Annotated in this window: 16 protein-coding genes; 6 read left to right on the forward strand and 10 right to left on the reverse strand. The window is 58.5% G+C overall.

What is annotated here, in order from left to right:
- The first annotated feature begins 149 nt into the window (after nucleotides 1-149).
- On the forward strand, nucleotides 150-1,505 hold the full coding sequence (gene glmU, locus XI05_RS25080; protein ID WP_271506791.1) for a bifunctional UDP-N-acetylglucosamine diphosphorylase/glucosamine-1-phosphate N-acetyltransferase GlmU: 1,356 nt from the start codon (nucleotides 150-152) through the stop codon (nucleotides 1,503-1,505).
- Nucleotides 1,506-1,578: 73 nt separating this feature from the next.
- Here glmU and XI05_RS25085 read toward each other — a convergent pair whose 3' ends face one another.
- Nucleotides 1,579-2,502 (reverse strand): LysR family transcriptional regulator, encoded by a 924-nt coding sequence (locus tag XI05_RS25085; protein WP_271506796.1) that lies wholly within the window; start codon nucleotides 2,500-2,502, stop codon nucleotides 1,579-1,581.
- Between the two features lie 112 nt (nucleotides 2,503-2,614).
- Here XI05_RS25085 and XI05_RS25090 point away from each other — a divergent pair, with 112 nt between their 5' ends.
- Nucleotides 2,615-3,628, forward strand: a complete 1,014-nt coding sequence (locus XI05_RS25090) for a zinc-dependent alcohol dehydrogenase family protein (RefSeq protein WP_271506797.1) — start codon at nucleotides 2,615-2,617, stop codon at nucleotides 3,626-3,628.
- A gap of 33 nt (nucleotides 3,629-3,661) precedes the next feature.
- On the opposite strand, the gene XI05_RS25095 is transcribed toward XI05_RS25090, so the two are convergent.
- Both XI05_RS25095 and XI05_RS25100 read right to left on the reverse strand, forming a co-directional pair.
- Entirely contained in the window at nucleotides 3,662-3,880 is a 219-nt protein-coding gene (locus XI05_RS25095; RefSeq protein WP_212257132.1) for a hypothetical protein, read from the reverse strand.
- Between the two features lie 303 nt (nucleotides 3,881-4,183).
- Nucleotides 4,184-4,489 (reverse strand): hypothetical protein, encoded by a 306-nt coding sequence (locus XI05_RS25100; RefSeq protein ID WP_271506800.1) that lies wholly within the window; start codon nucleotides 4,487-4,489, stop codon nucleotides 4,184-4,186.
- Between the two features lie 191 nt (nucleotides 4,490-4,680).
- Here XI05_RS25100 and XI05_RS25105 point away from each other — a divergent pair, with 191 nt between their 5' ends.
- The 4 genes from XI05_RS25105 to XI05_RS25120 all read left to right on the forward strand — a co-directional run bounded on the left by XI05_RS25105 (nucleotide 4,681) and on the right by XI05_RS25120 (nucleotide 7,706).
- Complete coding sequence (locus XI05_RS25105) at nucleotides 4,681-5,763, forward strand: ComEC/Rec2 family competence protein (RefSeq protein ID WP_271506803.1); 1,083 nt, start codon at nucleotides 4,681-4,683, stop codon at nucleotides 5,761-5,763.
- Nucleotides 5,764-5,766: 3 nt separating this feature from the next.
- On the forward strand, nucleotides 5,767-6,441 hold the full coding sequence (locus XI05_RS25110) for a hypothetical protein (protein ID WP_271506808.1): 675 nt from the start codon (nucleotides 5,767-5,769) through the stop codon (nucleotides 6,439-6,441).
- 17 nt (nucleotides 6,442-6,458) lie between these two features.
- Nucleotides 6,459-6,857, forward strand: coding sequence for a hypothetical protein (locus XI05_RS25115; protein ID WP_271506811.1), 399 nt, complete (start codon nucleotides 6,459-6,461; stop codon nucleotides 6,855-6,857).
- A 96-nt stretch (nucleotides 6,858-6,953) separates the two neighbouring features.
- Nucleotides 6,954-7,706: a hypothetical protein gene (locus XI05_RS25120; protein WP_271506814.1), complete on the forward strand. Its 753-nt coding sequence runs from the start codon at nucleotides 6,954-6,956 to the stop codon at nucleotides 7,704-7,706.
- Between the two features lie 578 nt (nucleotides 7,707-8,284).
- Here XI05_RS25120 and XI05_RS25125 read toward each other — a convergent pair.
- The 7 genes from XI05_RS25125 to XI05_RS25155 form a co-directional block, all read right to left on the reverse strand.
- Nucleotides 8,285-9,121, reverse strand: coding sequence for a hypothetical protein (locus tag XI05_RS25125; RefSeq protein ID WP_271506816.1), 837 nt, complete (start codon nucleotides 9,119-9,121; stop codon nucleotides 8,285-8,287).
- Between the two features lie 53 nt (nucleotides 9,122-9,174).
- Entirely contained in the window at nucleotides 9,175-9,510 is a 336-nt protein-coding gene (locus tag XI05_RS25130; protein WP_271506819.1) for a hypothetical protein, read from the reverse strand.
- Nucleotides 9,507-11,060 (reverse strand): hypothetical protein, encoded by a 1,554-nt coding sequence (locus tag XI05_RS25135; protein WP_271506822.1) that lies wholly within the window; start codon nucleotides 11,058-11,060, stop codon nucleotides 9,507-9,509. The genes XI05_RS25130 and XI05_RS25135 overlap by 4 nt, the downstream gene beginning before the upstream one ends.
- The gene (locus XI05_RS25140; protein ID WP_271506824.1) at nucleotides 11,057-11,509 is read right to left on the reverse strand and encodes a hypothetical protein; all 453 of its coding nucleotides are present in this window, start codon (nucleotides 11,507-11,509) and stop codon (nucleotides 11,057-11,059) included. The genes XI05_RS25135 and XI05_RS25140 overlap by 4 nt, the downstream gene beginning before the upstream one ends.
- Nucleotides 11,510-12,072: 563 nt before the next feature.
- On the reverse strand, nucleotides 12,073-12,213 hold the full coding sequence (locus XI05_RS25145) for a hypothetical protein (RefSeq protein WP_271506827.1): 141 nt from the start codon (nucleotides 12,211-12,213) through the stop codon (nucleotides 12,073-12,075).
- Between the two features lie 59 nt (nucleotides 12,214-12,272).
- Complete coding sequence (locus XI05_RS25150) at nucleotides 12,273-12,647, reverse strand: hypothetical protein (RefSeq protein WP_271506829.1); 375 nt, start codon at nucleotides 12,645-12,647, stop codon at nucleotides 12,273-12,275.
- Between the two features lie 420 nt (nucleotides 12,648-13,067).
- On the reverse strand, nucleotides 13,068-13,268 hold the full coding sequence (locus tag XI05_RS25155; RefSeq protein ID WP_271506833.1) for a hypothetical protein: 201 nt from the start codon (nucleotides 13,266-13,268) through the stop codon (nucleotides 13,068-13,070).
- Nucleotides 13,269-13,595: the final 327 nt, after the last annotated feature.

Genomic DNA, 13,595 nt, shown 5'->3' on the forward strand with positions numbered 1-13,595 from the left:
GGCTTCCCCGAATCAATCACGGAACATTAACAGGAAAAGCGCGCCGCACTTGAATTCCGGGCGTTTGCGGGGGTAGCAAGGCGATAGCTCCCGAGGGCCTCACCGCCCGCCGCGCCAATTTTGATTCGGCCATAGCTGTCAGGATTTCGATGACCGCCCGTTCCAGCCTCACGATCGTGCTCGCCGCCGGCGAAGGCACGCGCATGCGATCGAGCCTGCCGAAGGTGCTGCATCCGGTCGCTCATCAGAGTCTGCTCGCCCATGTGCTCGCCGCCGCACCCAAGGGAACCGGCACCTCGCTCGCCGTCGTGATCGGCCCCGATCATCAGGCAGTCGCCGACGAGGCCAAGCGCATCCGCCCCGACGCGCTGACCTTCGTGCAAACCGAGCGGCTTGGCACCGCGCATGCGGTGCTGGCGGCGCGCGAGGCGATCGGGCGCGGCGTGGATGATCTCCTGATCGCGTTCGGCGACACGCCGCTGATCTCGGCCGAGACCTTTGCGCGGCTGCGTGCGCCGCTCGCCCGCGGCGCTGCGATCGCCGCGCTCGGCTTTCGAGCCGCCGATCCGACCGGCTACGGCCGCTTCATCGTCGAGGGCGACCGCCTGGTTGCGATCCGCGAGCAGGCCGACGCCAGCGCGGACGAGCGCAAGATCGATCTGTGCAACGCCGGGGTGATGGCGATCGACGGCCGCCGTGCGCTCGACATTCTCGGCCAGATCGGCAATGCGAATTCGAAGGGCGAATATTATCTGACGGATGCGGTCGAAATCGTCCGCAGGCAGGGATGGGAGTCCGTGGTGATCGAGACCAGCGAGGACGAGGTGCGCGGCATCAACACCAAGGCGCAGCTCGCGGAAGCTGAAAGCGTGATGCAGGCGCGCTTGCGCAAGGCGGCGATGGAGGCCGGCGTCACCTTGATCGCGCCCGAGACGGTGTATCTGTCCACTGACACCGTGTTCGGCAAGGACGTCACCATCGAGCCGTTCGTCGTGATCGGCCCCGGCGTGTCGATCGCGGACGGCACGGTGATCCATTCGTTCTCGCATATCGTCGAGACCACGCTCGGCAAGAAGGTCTCGATCGGTCCCTATGCACGATTGCGGCCCGGCACCTCGCTCGGCGACGGCGCGCGCATCGGCAATTTCGTGGAGACCAAGGCGGCGACGCTGGAGGCCGGCGTCAAGGTCAACCATCTCTCCTATATCGGCGACGCCACAATCGGCGCCAATTCCAACATCGGTGCCGGCACCATCACCTGCAACTACGACGGCTTCAAGAAGCACAAGACGGTGATCGGGCAGGGCGCCTTCGTCGGCACCAACTCCTCGCTGGTCGCTCCGGTGACGATCGGCAAGGGCGCCTATATCGGCTCGGGCTCGGTGATCACGAAGGACGTACCCGACGACGCGATGGCGCTGGAGCGCAACCAGCAGACCATTCGCGAGGGCGGCGCGGCGCGTTATCGCGAGATGAAGACCGGCGGCAAGAAGCCGGAGAAGTGATCCTCGTCAAGGTGTCGCCCTAACTTAGGGAATGCGGGCTGGATCACGGAACTGCAAGGAGCGCTTGATCTGCTCAGTGCGCTGCATAGGGCCGAGCTAACCTGGCCGGCATGCACTGTCTCAGCTCGTTCACCGCCACGCGGACTCTTGAAGGCGCATGTGCCGCCTGGGACCACACAGCGTAGACAGAGTTGCCGAGAGCTCGGTGGTCATTGAGAACCCTCACGAGTTGACCTGATTGGAGCCGGCTGTCGACCAACCAGGTCGGAAGGCAAGCGATCCCAGCGCCATTCACCGCAGCCCCGGCCACGGCCTCCAGGTCGTCCAGCCGAATACGGCCGCCGACGGCGAATTCGATCACGGCACCGTCCTTCGTCGCGAACCGCCAGGGCTCGGCGCGCCCGCCACGACGGGCATAGGGGAGACAATCGTGGCTTGGGAGCTCGCTCAGATCGGATGGGCAGCCCCGCGTCGCGAGGTAGGTCGGCGCTGCGCACACCACCATGTCGAATGCGTCGAGGCTGCGCGCGATCAGTCCGGCACGGTCGGGCAAAGGCCCGATCCGCACGGCCAAATCGATCCGCTCCTCGACGAGATCGACAAGATGGTCGGCGAACCGGAGATCAAGCTCCATGGAGGGGTGCCGACGGGTCAGCCCGACCAGGATGGGCGCGACGCAGAGCCGGCCCAGCAAGACTGGAGCGCTAACGCGGAGCACCCCTGTTGGCGAGCGATCACTGCCACCCAACGCCGCTTCGGCCGCTTGGATATCGGCCAGAATGCGTTGGCAGCGCTCGTAGAAGCTCTGGCCCTCGTCGGTCAGGCTTTGCGCGCGGGTTGTACGGTTGAAGAGGCGGACGCCCAGCCGCTCCTCCAGGCGGGCGATCGTCTTGCCGACCGCCGATCTGGTGAGACCGAGTTGTTCAGAGGCGCGCGCGAAACTGCCGGAATCCGCGACCTGCACGAAAACGGAAATTCCGCTCAAACGATCAACCATGGCCGCCTCGGGAGAAGATCTATCGCCATTGAACGGACAAATGACCGCCAATGCGGACGTCTGAACCCCAATATAGATCACCTTCGGAGCGTGCGACAGGTTGGAGAGCGCGATGAAGACTTGGCAGGTTCGAGGGCCTGGACGCGATTGTCTGAAGCTTGAAGAGATCCCCAGGCCGTCGCCCGGTACTGGCGAGGTGTTGGTGCGCGTGCACGCTGTGTCACTCAATTATCGAGATCGCCTCTCGATCGACAACAACGGCTATGCGAGCTACGGCCTGCCGTTCACGCCTTGCTCCGATCTTGCCGGAGAAATCGAGGCCTTGGGCGCTGGTGTGTCGCGCTTCACCATGGGCGAGCGGGTGATCAACAATTTCAACACGGACTGGATGGACGGTCCGCCCCCGCGCATCGCCGGCGTGGTGGCGAGCTTCGGGGGACCGGTGCCGGGTGTGCTGGCTGAGTACGTGGTCGTCCCCGAGGCTTGGCTGGTCAAGGCGCCCGAGAGCTTGTCGTACGCAGAGGCGAGCACCCTGCCGTGCTGCGGGCTCACCGCATGGACCAGCCTTGTGGAGCTTGGGCGAATAAGGCCTGGCGAGATCGTGGTGGTTCAGGGTACGGGTGGTATGTCGATCTTCGCGATCCAACTCGCCGCAGCCGCCGGTGCAGAGGTGATCGTCACCTCGAGCAGCGACGCCAAGCTCGCGCGGGCCAAGGCACTTGGGGCGCGGCACGGAATAAACCGAACCACGAGACCGGACTGGGCCGCGGCAGTGTTGGAGCTCACAGGCGGACGGGGCGCCGACCATATTCTGGAGATGGCTGGCGGCGACAACCTCGCAAATTCGGTGAGGGCAATCGCGCCGGGAGGCCGCATCTCCTTGATTGGCGTGATTGACAGCTTCAACTCCAGCTTTCCCTCAGTGCCCGCCATCTTGGCGCAGGCGACGATCCAGGCCATTTACGTGGGGCATCGGCGCGGGCTCCAGGACTTGGTGCGCGCGGTTGACCGGATCGGCGTGAAGCCGGTGATCGAAGCCGAGTTCGAGTTCGCCGACTTCCTCTCAGCCCTCGATGTTTTCGCCCAGGGCCCGTTTGGCAAAGTCGTCATCACCGTTGGACGGTGATCAAGCAGGTGATGCACGGGACGCTGCGAGAGGCTATTCGTCGTCGGCGAATTCGGAGAAGATCGCGCGGGTCAGGCGCCAGCCGCGCGGCTTGGCGCGCTTCGCCGGCTCGCCTTCGGGATGCTTGATGAAGAGGGGCTTGTTCTCTTTGCCGCGCAGCGGCGGCGGCCAATGCGCAAGGTGCGTGCCCGTGGTCTCGCTGGCGCGCAGATACGTCGACGACAAACCTTTGCGGTCGGACGAGCCCTTCATGACTTTTACTCTCCTGGACGGAAATCGTTGGCCAAATTCGTTGACAAGAGGTTAATCTGCGCGGTTTAAGGCCGGCCAATTCGACGCAGGCGAAAGCAGAGGTCGCGGGCCAGTGCTGTCTCAATCGGCAATAATGAGAACCTAGTCTAAGTCGTTTATTTGATTGTAATGGTCGAGAGAACAATCCGAGCTATGACGCGCATATGACGCGTCTTCGGATGGAGGTGGGGCGCGGAGACGCGCAAGAAAAGGCCGCACTACTCCGTGGGGCTGCCCGTTCGAGGACTGATGCTGCGGATCGGCTCAGTTGAGCCAGGTACGCGATCCTGATGACAGAGCTGCCTCCTTGGAAACCCAGTACCGGATCATGCCCATAAGATCGCGCTGGGAAAAACCCAGCTTCTTGTGTGCGCGGAGGCAGGCGTCAACGCTTTTGGTTTTCAAGAAGTAAGCCTTCACGCGTTTAGCTTCTGCGGAGCGCAGATCGGGGCGCGGCGTCATCACGACAGTATTTCTAGCGGCCATGTTGCTTCCTTTCTGACGTCGGAACGATCTACCACGGAATGCGCGGCAGGGAGTTTGCTTGCTCCAAAAACCGCCTTCGAGCATTTCTGCTTCCTTAAAGAGGTATCATGCAACCAATTTATAGATGTAGGGTGAACAAAAAGGGGGGTAGCTACCAAATCTAGCACTCGCACCCTTGACGGAATGGAACTCTACAACCAGGTGTAATGGTAAGCGGTCGAATGCCCGTTAGTTTGGGGGAGGGTGTCGGCCGTGATTTCAACGGAGGGCCACCCTTGCTTCGTATTCATTTTTTGAATGTAGGACACGGCGACTGCACGATCATCGAACATCCATCAGGCCGCCTGACGATGATCGACATCAACAATTCGCAAGAGTTCGATTCCGAGACGTTTGCAGAAGAGTTGGCTGAGGAGCGGCGCAAAGCTCAAGCCAATCTAGTCACCAATGGCCTCGCGGGCGCCGGCCTGTTGGGCTCGCCTTATTCGCAAGCTGCGATTGATCTGGGGCTCGCTCCCGCACCAACTGGTGGCCTCGGTTTGCTCGGGACTTACAAGGCCCCGACAACGTCACTACTGAGCGACTTCCTCGCCGAGTATGCAGCCGTCCAGGCTCGGCAGCGTCGCGAATTAACAGACCCCATCGCGTTCATGCAGCGGGTCTACCCAAACCGGAAGCTTTGGCGGTACATCCAATCGCATCCCGATCTCGACCACATGCGCGGGCTTAAGAAGCTCCACCAGCACATCGGCTTCGAAAATTTTTGGGACACGGGTCACACAAAAGAGACACCGACGTTCCGCAGCAACAGCGCTGACAAGGACGATTGGGACTACTATCAGGCTTTGCGTCAGTCGGGAATGGCCAAAAACTACACGCGTGGAGACGCGCTGTTCGCGTTCGGCCGGGACGAGAACGGGATGCCTGGCGGCGACAACATCGAAATTCTGTCGCCTACGCCGGAGCTAATTGGAGCCTGTAACACCGCGCAGAAGTCAAACGACGTGAGCTTGGTGCTCCGCGTTCACCATGGTAGCCGCAGCGTGTTATTGCCCGGGGATGCCGAAAGCCTTGCGTGGGACCACATGGTCAATTTCTACGGCGCGAGATTGAAGAGTGATTTCTTCAAAGCGAGCCATCACGGTCGCGACACGGGCTATCATCAAGAAGCACTCAAGTTGATTGCGCCGGAACTAACGATCGTGTCGGTAGGTCGGAAGCCCGATACGGATGCGTCGAACAAGTACCGCCAGCAGACTGGTAAACGCGTGCCGTCGACACGCTATCACGGGAATATCAAACTGGAGATCGAGGACAACGGCGTGTGGCGCTGGTTCGTTGATCACAATCCGGGTTGATTAATGCCCAAGGCAAAATCACTCAAAGACCAGAACCGCTGGCAGCTATGGCTTGCGATCGTCGCGAATGCGGTCGCGTTCTACCTCCTCATGCAATGGGACGCGATCACCATCGACGGGGTGAAGACGTTGATTACGAAGGCTGCGAACATCTTGCCGCTAGGGCTCGCAATCGTCGTCGTCACGGTCATCAATGGGCAACTTAGCGCGGACATGAAGGCGCGCATCGTGTTCCTGCGCTGGCGGCACGCCTTACCCGGGCACCGAGCATTTTCCGATCTTGCGCCAAAAGACCCGCGCATAGACATGGATCGTTTGAAGAAGGTCTGCGGAAACAAGCTGCCGGACGATCCCGATCAGCAGAACAAGGTCTGGTACGGTCTTTACAAGCCCCTCCAAAATCAGCCATCAATTGAGCATGTGCAGAGGGATTTTCTGCTTATGCGCGATTACGCGTGTTTCGTGGCCTTAGCCACAATTGGCTTCGGCCTCGCAGCTTTCGTCGAGCTGACGTCGGTTCAGGTAGCGTCTTGGTATGTCGGCGCGATGATCGGACAATTCCTCGTTGTTCGGCAGGCCGCTGCAAACTATGGGAGCAGGTTCGTCACGACGGTAATGGCTGAGAAGGCCGCCAGCACACACGCGCCGCGGCCTCGCGTTAAAGCTGCAACCGGTTAGCGTTCCGCTGAGTGCCGATGCGAAAGAAGTCTGCCGATCAAATCGAGGAATATCTGCGACAGTACGTGCAGCAATCATGGGAAGCCGACGAGAGTGATCGAGATTACTCCACGGCCGAAGAAGCGCGCGCATGGCCGAGGCATCTCCGGCCAGGACGTCCAAATCCCTACAATTCAAAAAGTCCGAGAACGCTTCATTCGTATTTGGCCGCGTTCTTCTTGATCTCTGAAATGATCCGCTATCGGTCTAGGAAAAACGTGAAGAGAGTTCCTGGGCCGATGCGAACGGCCCTTCTGCGCACAGCGATGACGCTGTATCCGGAAGCCGACGAAAGCCTAATCATTGATCATGTGCGAATGCGCAAAAAGCATTTTGACATGTCGCTACTTGAAGACTTCGATTTCCCTACCGATTGAATTTACCAACTCGCATCCTTGGCTGAATTTAGCCAAGTTAATTTTGCAGTGGTATCGGCTTAGGTGGCCTCCGTGTCGAACACGGAGTGCAAGTCAATGATCAAACGAGTGCGTCTCGAAGACACCGACGAAGTTGAGGAGGAAGAACGCGCAGCGGCTGCCGAAGTGCTGACTGTCGATTTTCCGGAAGATGTGACGCTGCATCAAACGGGACTTTCGCTTCCAGATGAGCTGGATTACGAAGTTTGGAGCGCAATCGGGCAGAAACTTGTCACGACAAAGGAGGGCCTGCAATGGGCTCTGGGTGATTGGTGGGCCTATGGCGAGGACGCGTATAAAATTCGAAAGGACGAACTGAAGGTCCTTGGCAAGAAGCTGGGGTACAAATCAGGTAGTCTCATGAACCTTGGCACGATATCGCGCAAGGTTCCTCCCTCATCACGTAATGAGGCTCTGAGTTGGAGCCATCACAAGGTAGTCTCCAAGCTCGATCGCGACGCGCAACGGAAGTGGCTTGAACAAGCTGCAAACGGTAAGTGGTCCGTCAGACAAATGCAGAAGCAAATCCGTGAACGCCGCGGTTTCGAGGAGAAGCCGGAGGAACGAAGCTTTAAAATATGGGCCAACGACATCCGGAAGAAGGCCAAACATGCGTTGCAACTGGGCACTTGCGATGCCGCGAGCTATTCACGCTTGATGGATGATGGGACTGTCAAGGAATTGCGGACATTGGCCCGTGAGGTCGAGAGCGCATGGAAAGCGATCGCGGAGGAACTGGAGCAATTCCAACAGAAGGCTTCCTCGAAACTGAGGAGCAGGGGGGAGCGTCACGAGCATGTCAACGTCTGAAGAGAAATCGTCATCAATGCTTCGAAGACTGGACCCTTGGTCCGACGATCCATACAGCGTCCCCACGATGGACAACAATTGGAGTCACTGCATCATTGCTGGCGAGGACATTGGAGACGTCCTCCAGAAAATGATCGAATGGCACTTCGATCGAGAGCACGTGGAGTCGGTGCAGGATTGGCTAAGCGAACGGATCGTGGCCCATGAGGCCCTAGGCCGGTTTCTCAGCTCTGGAGCGTGATGCGGTGCTAGCAATCCCGCTCTAAATCGCGCTTGGCGCGGTCTGGGGCAGCTCCGGGCTCTTTCCCCCTGTCTGGGACGTCCTTGAGGGGAAAGGGCACTCATGGACCCGCTAATGAGCGTGTGGAATTAAAGGCCCGTCGTCCCTCCGGGTGCCGGGGAGCTTCGGAGGAACGACAGGGCCTGCCCATCGCGTCTCAAGGACATAGACCACGGGCTGTCGGGGTTGGTTCATGAAGCACGGACACTCGCCGACTTGTCCGTTGCTGGCTGTCCGGACGGATAAAGCAACCAGCATCGTTACCCCTCCCGGAAGCAGCGAACGGGAGGAGAATTCGTCACGCGGCTGTCGTCTTATTTCGATCGACCACGAGGCCTAGGATTGCCGCAGGCGAAGCTGTCGCACGACGCGCGATGATCTGCCCCTGTTCTTCAGCCAACGAGATCAGCATCTCCTCTTGATTTTCGAGCAAGAGCAGACTGTCCTTGATCTCGCGGAGACGCTTGACCTTCTGCTCGGCCGTCATGGCCAGAGTTGGTTTCGGCATTTGCTCGATCACGTCATCGATCCGCTTCAAGAACCTTTCGGGATAGAGGAAAGCCATGATCGCGGCCATGTCGTGCAAGGGGACCGAGGCCCGTTCGTCAAAGACGTCGAAGCTGATCGCGAACTCGCTGTGCGTTGCCGTTATGCGGGGTCGTGCGGTCTTGGCGCATCGTGCGACCCAATCCCGCGCCTTTGCGCGAATTTCCTCCATCGGCAATCCGGCCTGCTCAACGCGGAACCGTTCCGAGATCAGGCCCGCGATCTCGCGTCGAACACGATCGATTGCAGTCTGATAGCTCTCGTCCCCCTTCGGCCGAACTTTGGCACGCTTCGCATCTGACAAGACCGCGTTGGCAGGGAGCATAGAGAGCCAACGTCGTACAGCTGAATTGACATCCGCTGCGTTGCGATGTCGATCCGAATGCTCATCCTGCCGCTGACGAAGCAGCGCGATCTCCTCGCGGACTGCATCGGCTCTCTCGCCGTCTAGATTGTTCATGAGCAATCGTTCCAGCTCGCTGATCCTGCGAACCGTAGAGGAGATGAGAGCCTGAGCTTGATGCTCTGCATCTTCGAGCCTCAGAATTTTGGTCTGGGCTCCCTTTGGTAGTGTCGATCCGTCAGCCATCTATTCATCTCCAAGGGTAAGCCCGCCGCGCCGAGACGCGGCAGGCGGGTTTCCTAGCCGCGCCATGCATTCTCAAGGCGCCGGTTTCTCTGCTCGATCGCATCTTCTACATTCGTTGTCTGAGTCTGCTTGTGGGCATCCTGCTGGTCGGGGTGACGCCACGCATCGGATGTCGCTGCTACGCGTCTCTGCCAGATCGCGTCGAGTTCCTCGCGCGTCGGAGGCGCGTCACCTTCCGCGTCGTGGAGCCTGACGCTGGATAGTGTTGAAGCGGCATCCATGAACCGCATGGCCACGACGACTTTGTCGCCCGTTTCGATAATGCCGTTTGCGCGATGAACGCGCTTGCCGTGCTTGTCATAAATGACGGTGTCATTGGTTGTAGTCATCGTATTCCTCGCAAATTGAGAAGATTGCTTAGTCTCTGAGCGGAAATGCTCTGCTCTCGAACGACGTCGCTACTGGACGACACCCAAGAAAGTGAAGCATCGTAGCGATATTTCTTCGTGCCCATCATCGTCAGCACCCCAGCAACCACATTGCTGATATCGTCGTGGCCGCCCGGAGAATGATCGATCGAGTCCTTGCCTCCGCGCGAGACGCGCCGTTCAAGTCCGATCAATTGGTTCATCAGCCGGTCGTTATCGAGGAGATCGATCCGCTTACTCATGAGCATGGGCAGGAACTCAGCATAGATTTGCGATTTCGGCCGCGCGGATGGCTCGTACGTGATCCCGAATTGCTGGAATTGCTCTCTCGGCCATTCCCCGGCGTAGCGATCGCCAACAATCTTGCTGATGCCGTACTGCTTGAGGAGAGCCGAATATTGCTCCACGACATCACGCGGAGAGAAATTCGGTTTGACTTCGCGGATCACGTCCAGAATGCCGATCTTCTGCTCAACGTGCGCGATTGCCAGTGTGAACGAGTCCGTTCCCGATCCCCCGCTGGGATCAACGAAGGCATGATAGGCGTTGCCCGCGACATAAGGCCGTTCGCGTTCCTCACCAGTGACGGCTTCAACGGCTTCGCGAGACAGGAAAGCTTCGATGTCGCTCCTGAATTGTGCTCCGTATTCAGCAGAAGCTGAGACAGGATCAGCCTCGAAAGCTTCTTTGATGAATTCCGGATCGATAGAAGGGTTCATCTGCTGTGTTGAGGCCTGCCACGACAACACGCGAGGATCGTCCTTGCCGTGATATTTCTTGTGCTGAGTGAATAAGACGCCTTTTCTCGCGTACGGGCTCGATGCCAAGAGCAGCATCGCGTTTGGAATTGTAGCCATCCCCGGACGGATTGCGTTAATGACTTCGACATCAGGATTGGCACTCTCTTCGGAATGCCAAAAAGCAACTTCGTCCGCCAAGCAGGCCACCACTGTGCGTCCGCGAACTGTGCGGAAAGAAGCAGTGACGATTTCGATTGCAATGCTGTTGGAGAGTTCGAGGCCGTAATTCGTTTCCCGCTCGACCAAACGTCGGAGCATCGGGACGCGCTTAACGAAGGCCTTGGCATATCGCAGGATTGTCTTGGCTTGCTCTTTGTCTGCTGCGAGAACTTGGACTAGGCCCAATTCTCCCGCATCGAGGTGCTGTCGATAATCGCAGAAGCACGCGAGCCAAACAGCAATCAGAGCTAAGGCCCGCGATTTGCCTCCACGTCGCCCCACGACAAGAACGGCCTCTCGCATCTGCTGCGTTGGGGCCGTCGTTCTGCCAGTGCAGGCTTGATAGATCGCGAATTCGTCGGCCGACATCGGCAAGCCGAATGCGGCTGCTATGAAAGCTCGCCATGCGATCCACGATTGAGGGTCTTTGAAGAACGGGCCGAAGACGGCCGGATCGTTCATCGCGTCTAACAGCGTGAATTTCTTTGGTTGAGGCTTGAGGCGTGGTCTGAGCGGGATGTCCAATCTTTCCCGCGTCAGACTACGCTTCATGAGTCCTCGCTATCCAATCGTTCGCGTTGTGTATGTCGCGAGTGTGAATGCCGTGTTGCCCCGCGTCGGGCATATTCCAACGGATCGATCACGCCTTCCGCATCGCCGTCATCGTCAACGTTCGCATTGCTCAAGCCCAAGCCCTTCATCAAGCGGACTTGCTGCGTGTTGATCCTGTAATACTCAGCTCTGTCCTTCGCAGAGGCCGTGCCCTTCACGATGGACAGCTCTAAGCCCTCGGCCAATACTTGCAATGTTGCGATCTTACGTACGGTCGCTGTTTGCGATGTTGTTGGCTTGGAGCCCAGTTCTTCCGTGAAGAGAACAATCAAGTCCGCAAAGCGTCGTCCTTGAGCATTCTTTGTTGGAGCAATGTGCTCGAGGAAAAGCCGTCTCCCGGAAGAGACTGCAGACAGCTTGCGTGATGTCTTTTTCAATGTCCCGTGCATGTCGCGCGCTCTGCGCAATCGCTCTTGTCTAGATCAAGGGACGCGCAACGTCATAAAGCGCGTCATGGCTGTCAAGGGGAATTTTCGAATGCCGATTTTTGCAGGCGCTGGGCGACCCGGTGCTGTTACGAGGGAGAACAATTTCACGCTCACTCCCTATTCTATGGCGAAACAGGGAGGAGGGAGGAGGTCGCCCAAAGACCGTGTTTTATAGGTTATTCTTCAACTCTTCATCCGCGTCCTGAGGATCACGATTGAGCTGATTGCATTTCGTCTGGGGAGGAGTGCGAACGTCTGTAGGAAATCGGGGAGGGAATGGATCGATAGGGCTTGAACGGAGTGCTGAGGCCAATTGCTTTGATTGTGCAGTTCGATAGGCGTTTTCTTGCGTTCTTCATTTTCGCGAGGATGTGTGCTGTGAGGATGGGCGTTGCGGGCGTTATTGTCCCTCCGGGGATTTCGTCCTGCTGTCGCCATATCCCGGATCAATGTTGGATCGAGTCTCGCTTCTTCTCCCGTTTCGGTGCTGTTTAGGAGGTGGGTTGCTTTTTGTTGGCTTGTGCTCAATGCATCCGACGTCGGAGCTTCGCGATCAGTTCCTTCAGATCGTCGATGTAATCGCGGATGATCTGCCGGGTTTCTTGCGCGCAGGGCGCCAGCTCTTCCGGTTCTTTGGGTGGGGCGTGTTCGTCGGACTTAGCCATGCCGGATTGTTGAGAGATCGCGCGCTCGTTCCATTGATGCAAATCAAAGAAGGGAACGTTTATTGGCCTTGATATCGTTCAAGCCGACGTTCATTGATCAGCTCCTTCTCGCGCAGGAATTTGATCGTTTCCAACATCTGAGTCCGAACACCTGAGATGGTGACGAGCGTGGCGGGAATTCCTTCCCGCTTTATTCGCTCGTGAATATCGCGAGGGCCTTTCCCTTTGAGGGTTAGCCGCCAGATTTTCCGTTTTAGTTCGCGGCCGGAGATTGTTTTATGCTCTTGATGAGCCAATTTCTCCCGCACGATCTTCGGCCTTGGATGGCGTGCCGTGCTGATCTCGCGCGGAATGTTCTGGATGGAGCGACGCTTTCGGCGTTTTGCTCCCGGTCCAGCATGATCGTACAGGCCTTGGTCGTCGCGTCCTCCCATGGGAAGCTTCCTTTCCTCTGTTGATTGGGTCTGTCCGCTGAATAGCGATCTAAAATGTCGATCCCGCTCGATTGGCGGGCTGTGGGGCGGCTTGCCCGTTCTCGGGGGTTCTCCCCTTATCCTTGGGGCGTTTGGTGGCTGGGGGACTCTGAGCAGGGCGGCGTCTGCTCCGGGAGGTATTGCAGACATCGCCCGGACATTCGTTTAGGTCCGGGATGGGCCCAGAAACGGAAGTCAGCGTTGGATGGGTAGGGCACTCAACTCAGGCTTGTCTAATTCATCTTGCGGCGCAGCTTCTGGATAACTTCCTGTAGGGCGGCGGCGTACTCTTGAACGGCCGCCATTACCTCCTGCGTCCGCCTTTGGTTAGGGGGAGGGATCACGTTCTTAGGCGGCTTCTTGTCGCTCACATCGGGCCGTCTACACCGGGGGCCGTAGACCGGGCGACCGCAGCCACTCACTGATGTGCGAGCCGGTTTCAGCCAGGCGCGCTTTGCGGATTGCACGCTCGCGCTCAATCCCTGGCGGAAGCAGTTTAGCTTGCTCGCGCAAGCGCAGGGCCTCTGCGGCAAGGCGTTCTTCAAGGGATATGGTTTGCTTGATGCGGCGTCGCAGCTGCATGGCTCTAACTCCTCCTGAGAAAGGAGGCGGGAGCGCGTGATGGCGTTCTCATCACCGATATATGCCGAGGGCCGCGCGGTGATGGATGTTGTTAACACCTGTGGCAGACCAAGTCTGAGCAGTTTTGACCACTCGTCCAAGAAAGGAATTAGGCCACCCACAAATCCAGTACCGAGATCAAAGGCGGGCAGTGACGGCAACTGGAATGTCCTGCGAACTGGCCTTGGGTCGGCTATGGGTCATGTGCGGAAATCTGGGCTTACTATACGTGAGGTCCGGTTCGGAAGGGCCTGCGGGCATGCACGCGGGGCCTATAGCCTCTCCTTG

Origin of the sequence: Bradyrhizobium sp. CCBAU 11357 (assembly GCF_028128865.1) — a bacterium.
In the GTDB taxonomy this organism is placed as follows: Bacteria; Pseudomonadota; Alphaproteobacteria; order Rhizobiales; family Xanthobacteraceae; genus Bradyrhizobium.

Excerpts from the sequence above, each read along its gene's own strand:
- glmU (WP_271506791.1), top strand. The coding sequence starts at position 150 with ATGACCGCCCGTTCCAGCCTCACGATCGTGCTCGCCGCCGGCGAAGGC.
- XI05_RS25085 (WP_271506796.1), bottom strand. The coding sequence starts at position 2,502 with ATGGTTGATCGTTTGAGCGGAATTTCCGTTTTCGTGCAGGTCGCGGAT.
- XI05_RS25090 (WP_271506797.1), top strand. The coding sequence starts at position 2,615 with ATGAAGACTTGGCAGGTTCGAGGGCCTGGACGCGATTGTCTGAAGCTT.
- XI05_RS25095 (WP_212257132.1), bottom strand. The coding sequence starts at position 3,880 with ATGAAGGGCTCGTCCGACCGCAAAGGTTTGTCGTCGACGTATCTGCGC.
- XI05_RS25100 (WP_271506800.1), bottom strand. The coding sequence starts at position 4,489 with ATGCTCGAAGGCGGTTTTTGGAGCAAGCAAACTCCCTGCCGCGCATTC.
- XI05_RS25110 (WP_271506808.1), top strand. The coding sequence starts at position 5,767 with ATGCCCAAGGCAAAATCACTCAAAGACCAGAACCGCTGGCAGCTATGG.
- XI05_RS25115 (WP_271506811.1), top strand. The coding sequence starts at position 6,459 with ATGCGAAAGAAGTCTGCCGATCAAATCGAGGAATATCTGCGACAGTAC.
- XI05_RS25120 (WP_271506814.1), top strand. The coding sequence starts at position 6,954 with ATGATCAAACGAGTGCGTCTCGAAGACACCGACGAAGTTGAGGAGGAA.
- XI05_RS25125 (WP_271506816.1), bottom strand. The coding sequence starts at position 9,121 with ATGGCTGACGGATCGACACTACCAAAGGGAGCCCAGACCAAAATTCTG.
- XI05_RS25130 (WP_271506819.1), bottom strand. The coding sequence starts at position 9,510 with ATGACTACAACCAATGACACCGTCATTTATGACAAGCACGGCAAGCGC.
- XI05_RS25135 (WP_271506822.1), bottom strand. The coding sequence starts at position 11,060 with ATGAAGCGTAGTCTGACGCGGGAAAGATTGGACATCCCGCTCAGACCA.
- XI05_RS25140 (WP_271506824.1), bottom strand. The coding sequence starts at position 11,509 with ATGCACGGGACATTGAAAAAGACATCACGCAAGCTGTCTGCAGTCTCT.
- XI05_RS25145 (WP_271506827.1), bottom strand. The coding sequence starts at position 12,213 with ATGGCTAAGTCCGACGAACACGCCCCACCCAAAGAACCGGAAGAGCTG.
- XI05_RS25150 (WP_271506829.1), bottom strand. The coding sequence starts at position 12,647 with ATGGGAGGACGCGACGACCAAGGCCTGTACGATCATGCTGGACCGGGA.
- XI05_RS25155 (WP_271506833.1), bottom strand. The coding sequence starts at position 13,268 with ATGCAGCTGCGACGCCGCATCAAGCAAACCATATCCCTTGAAGAACGC.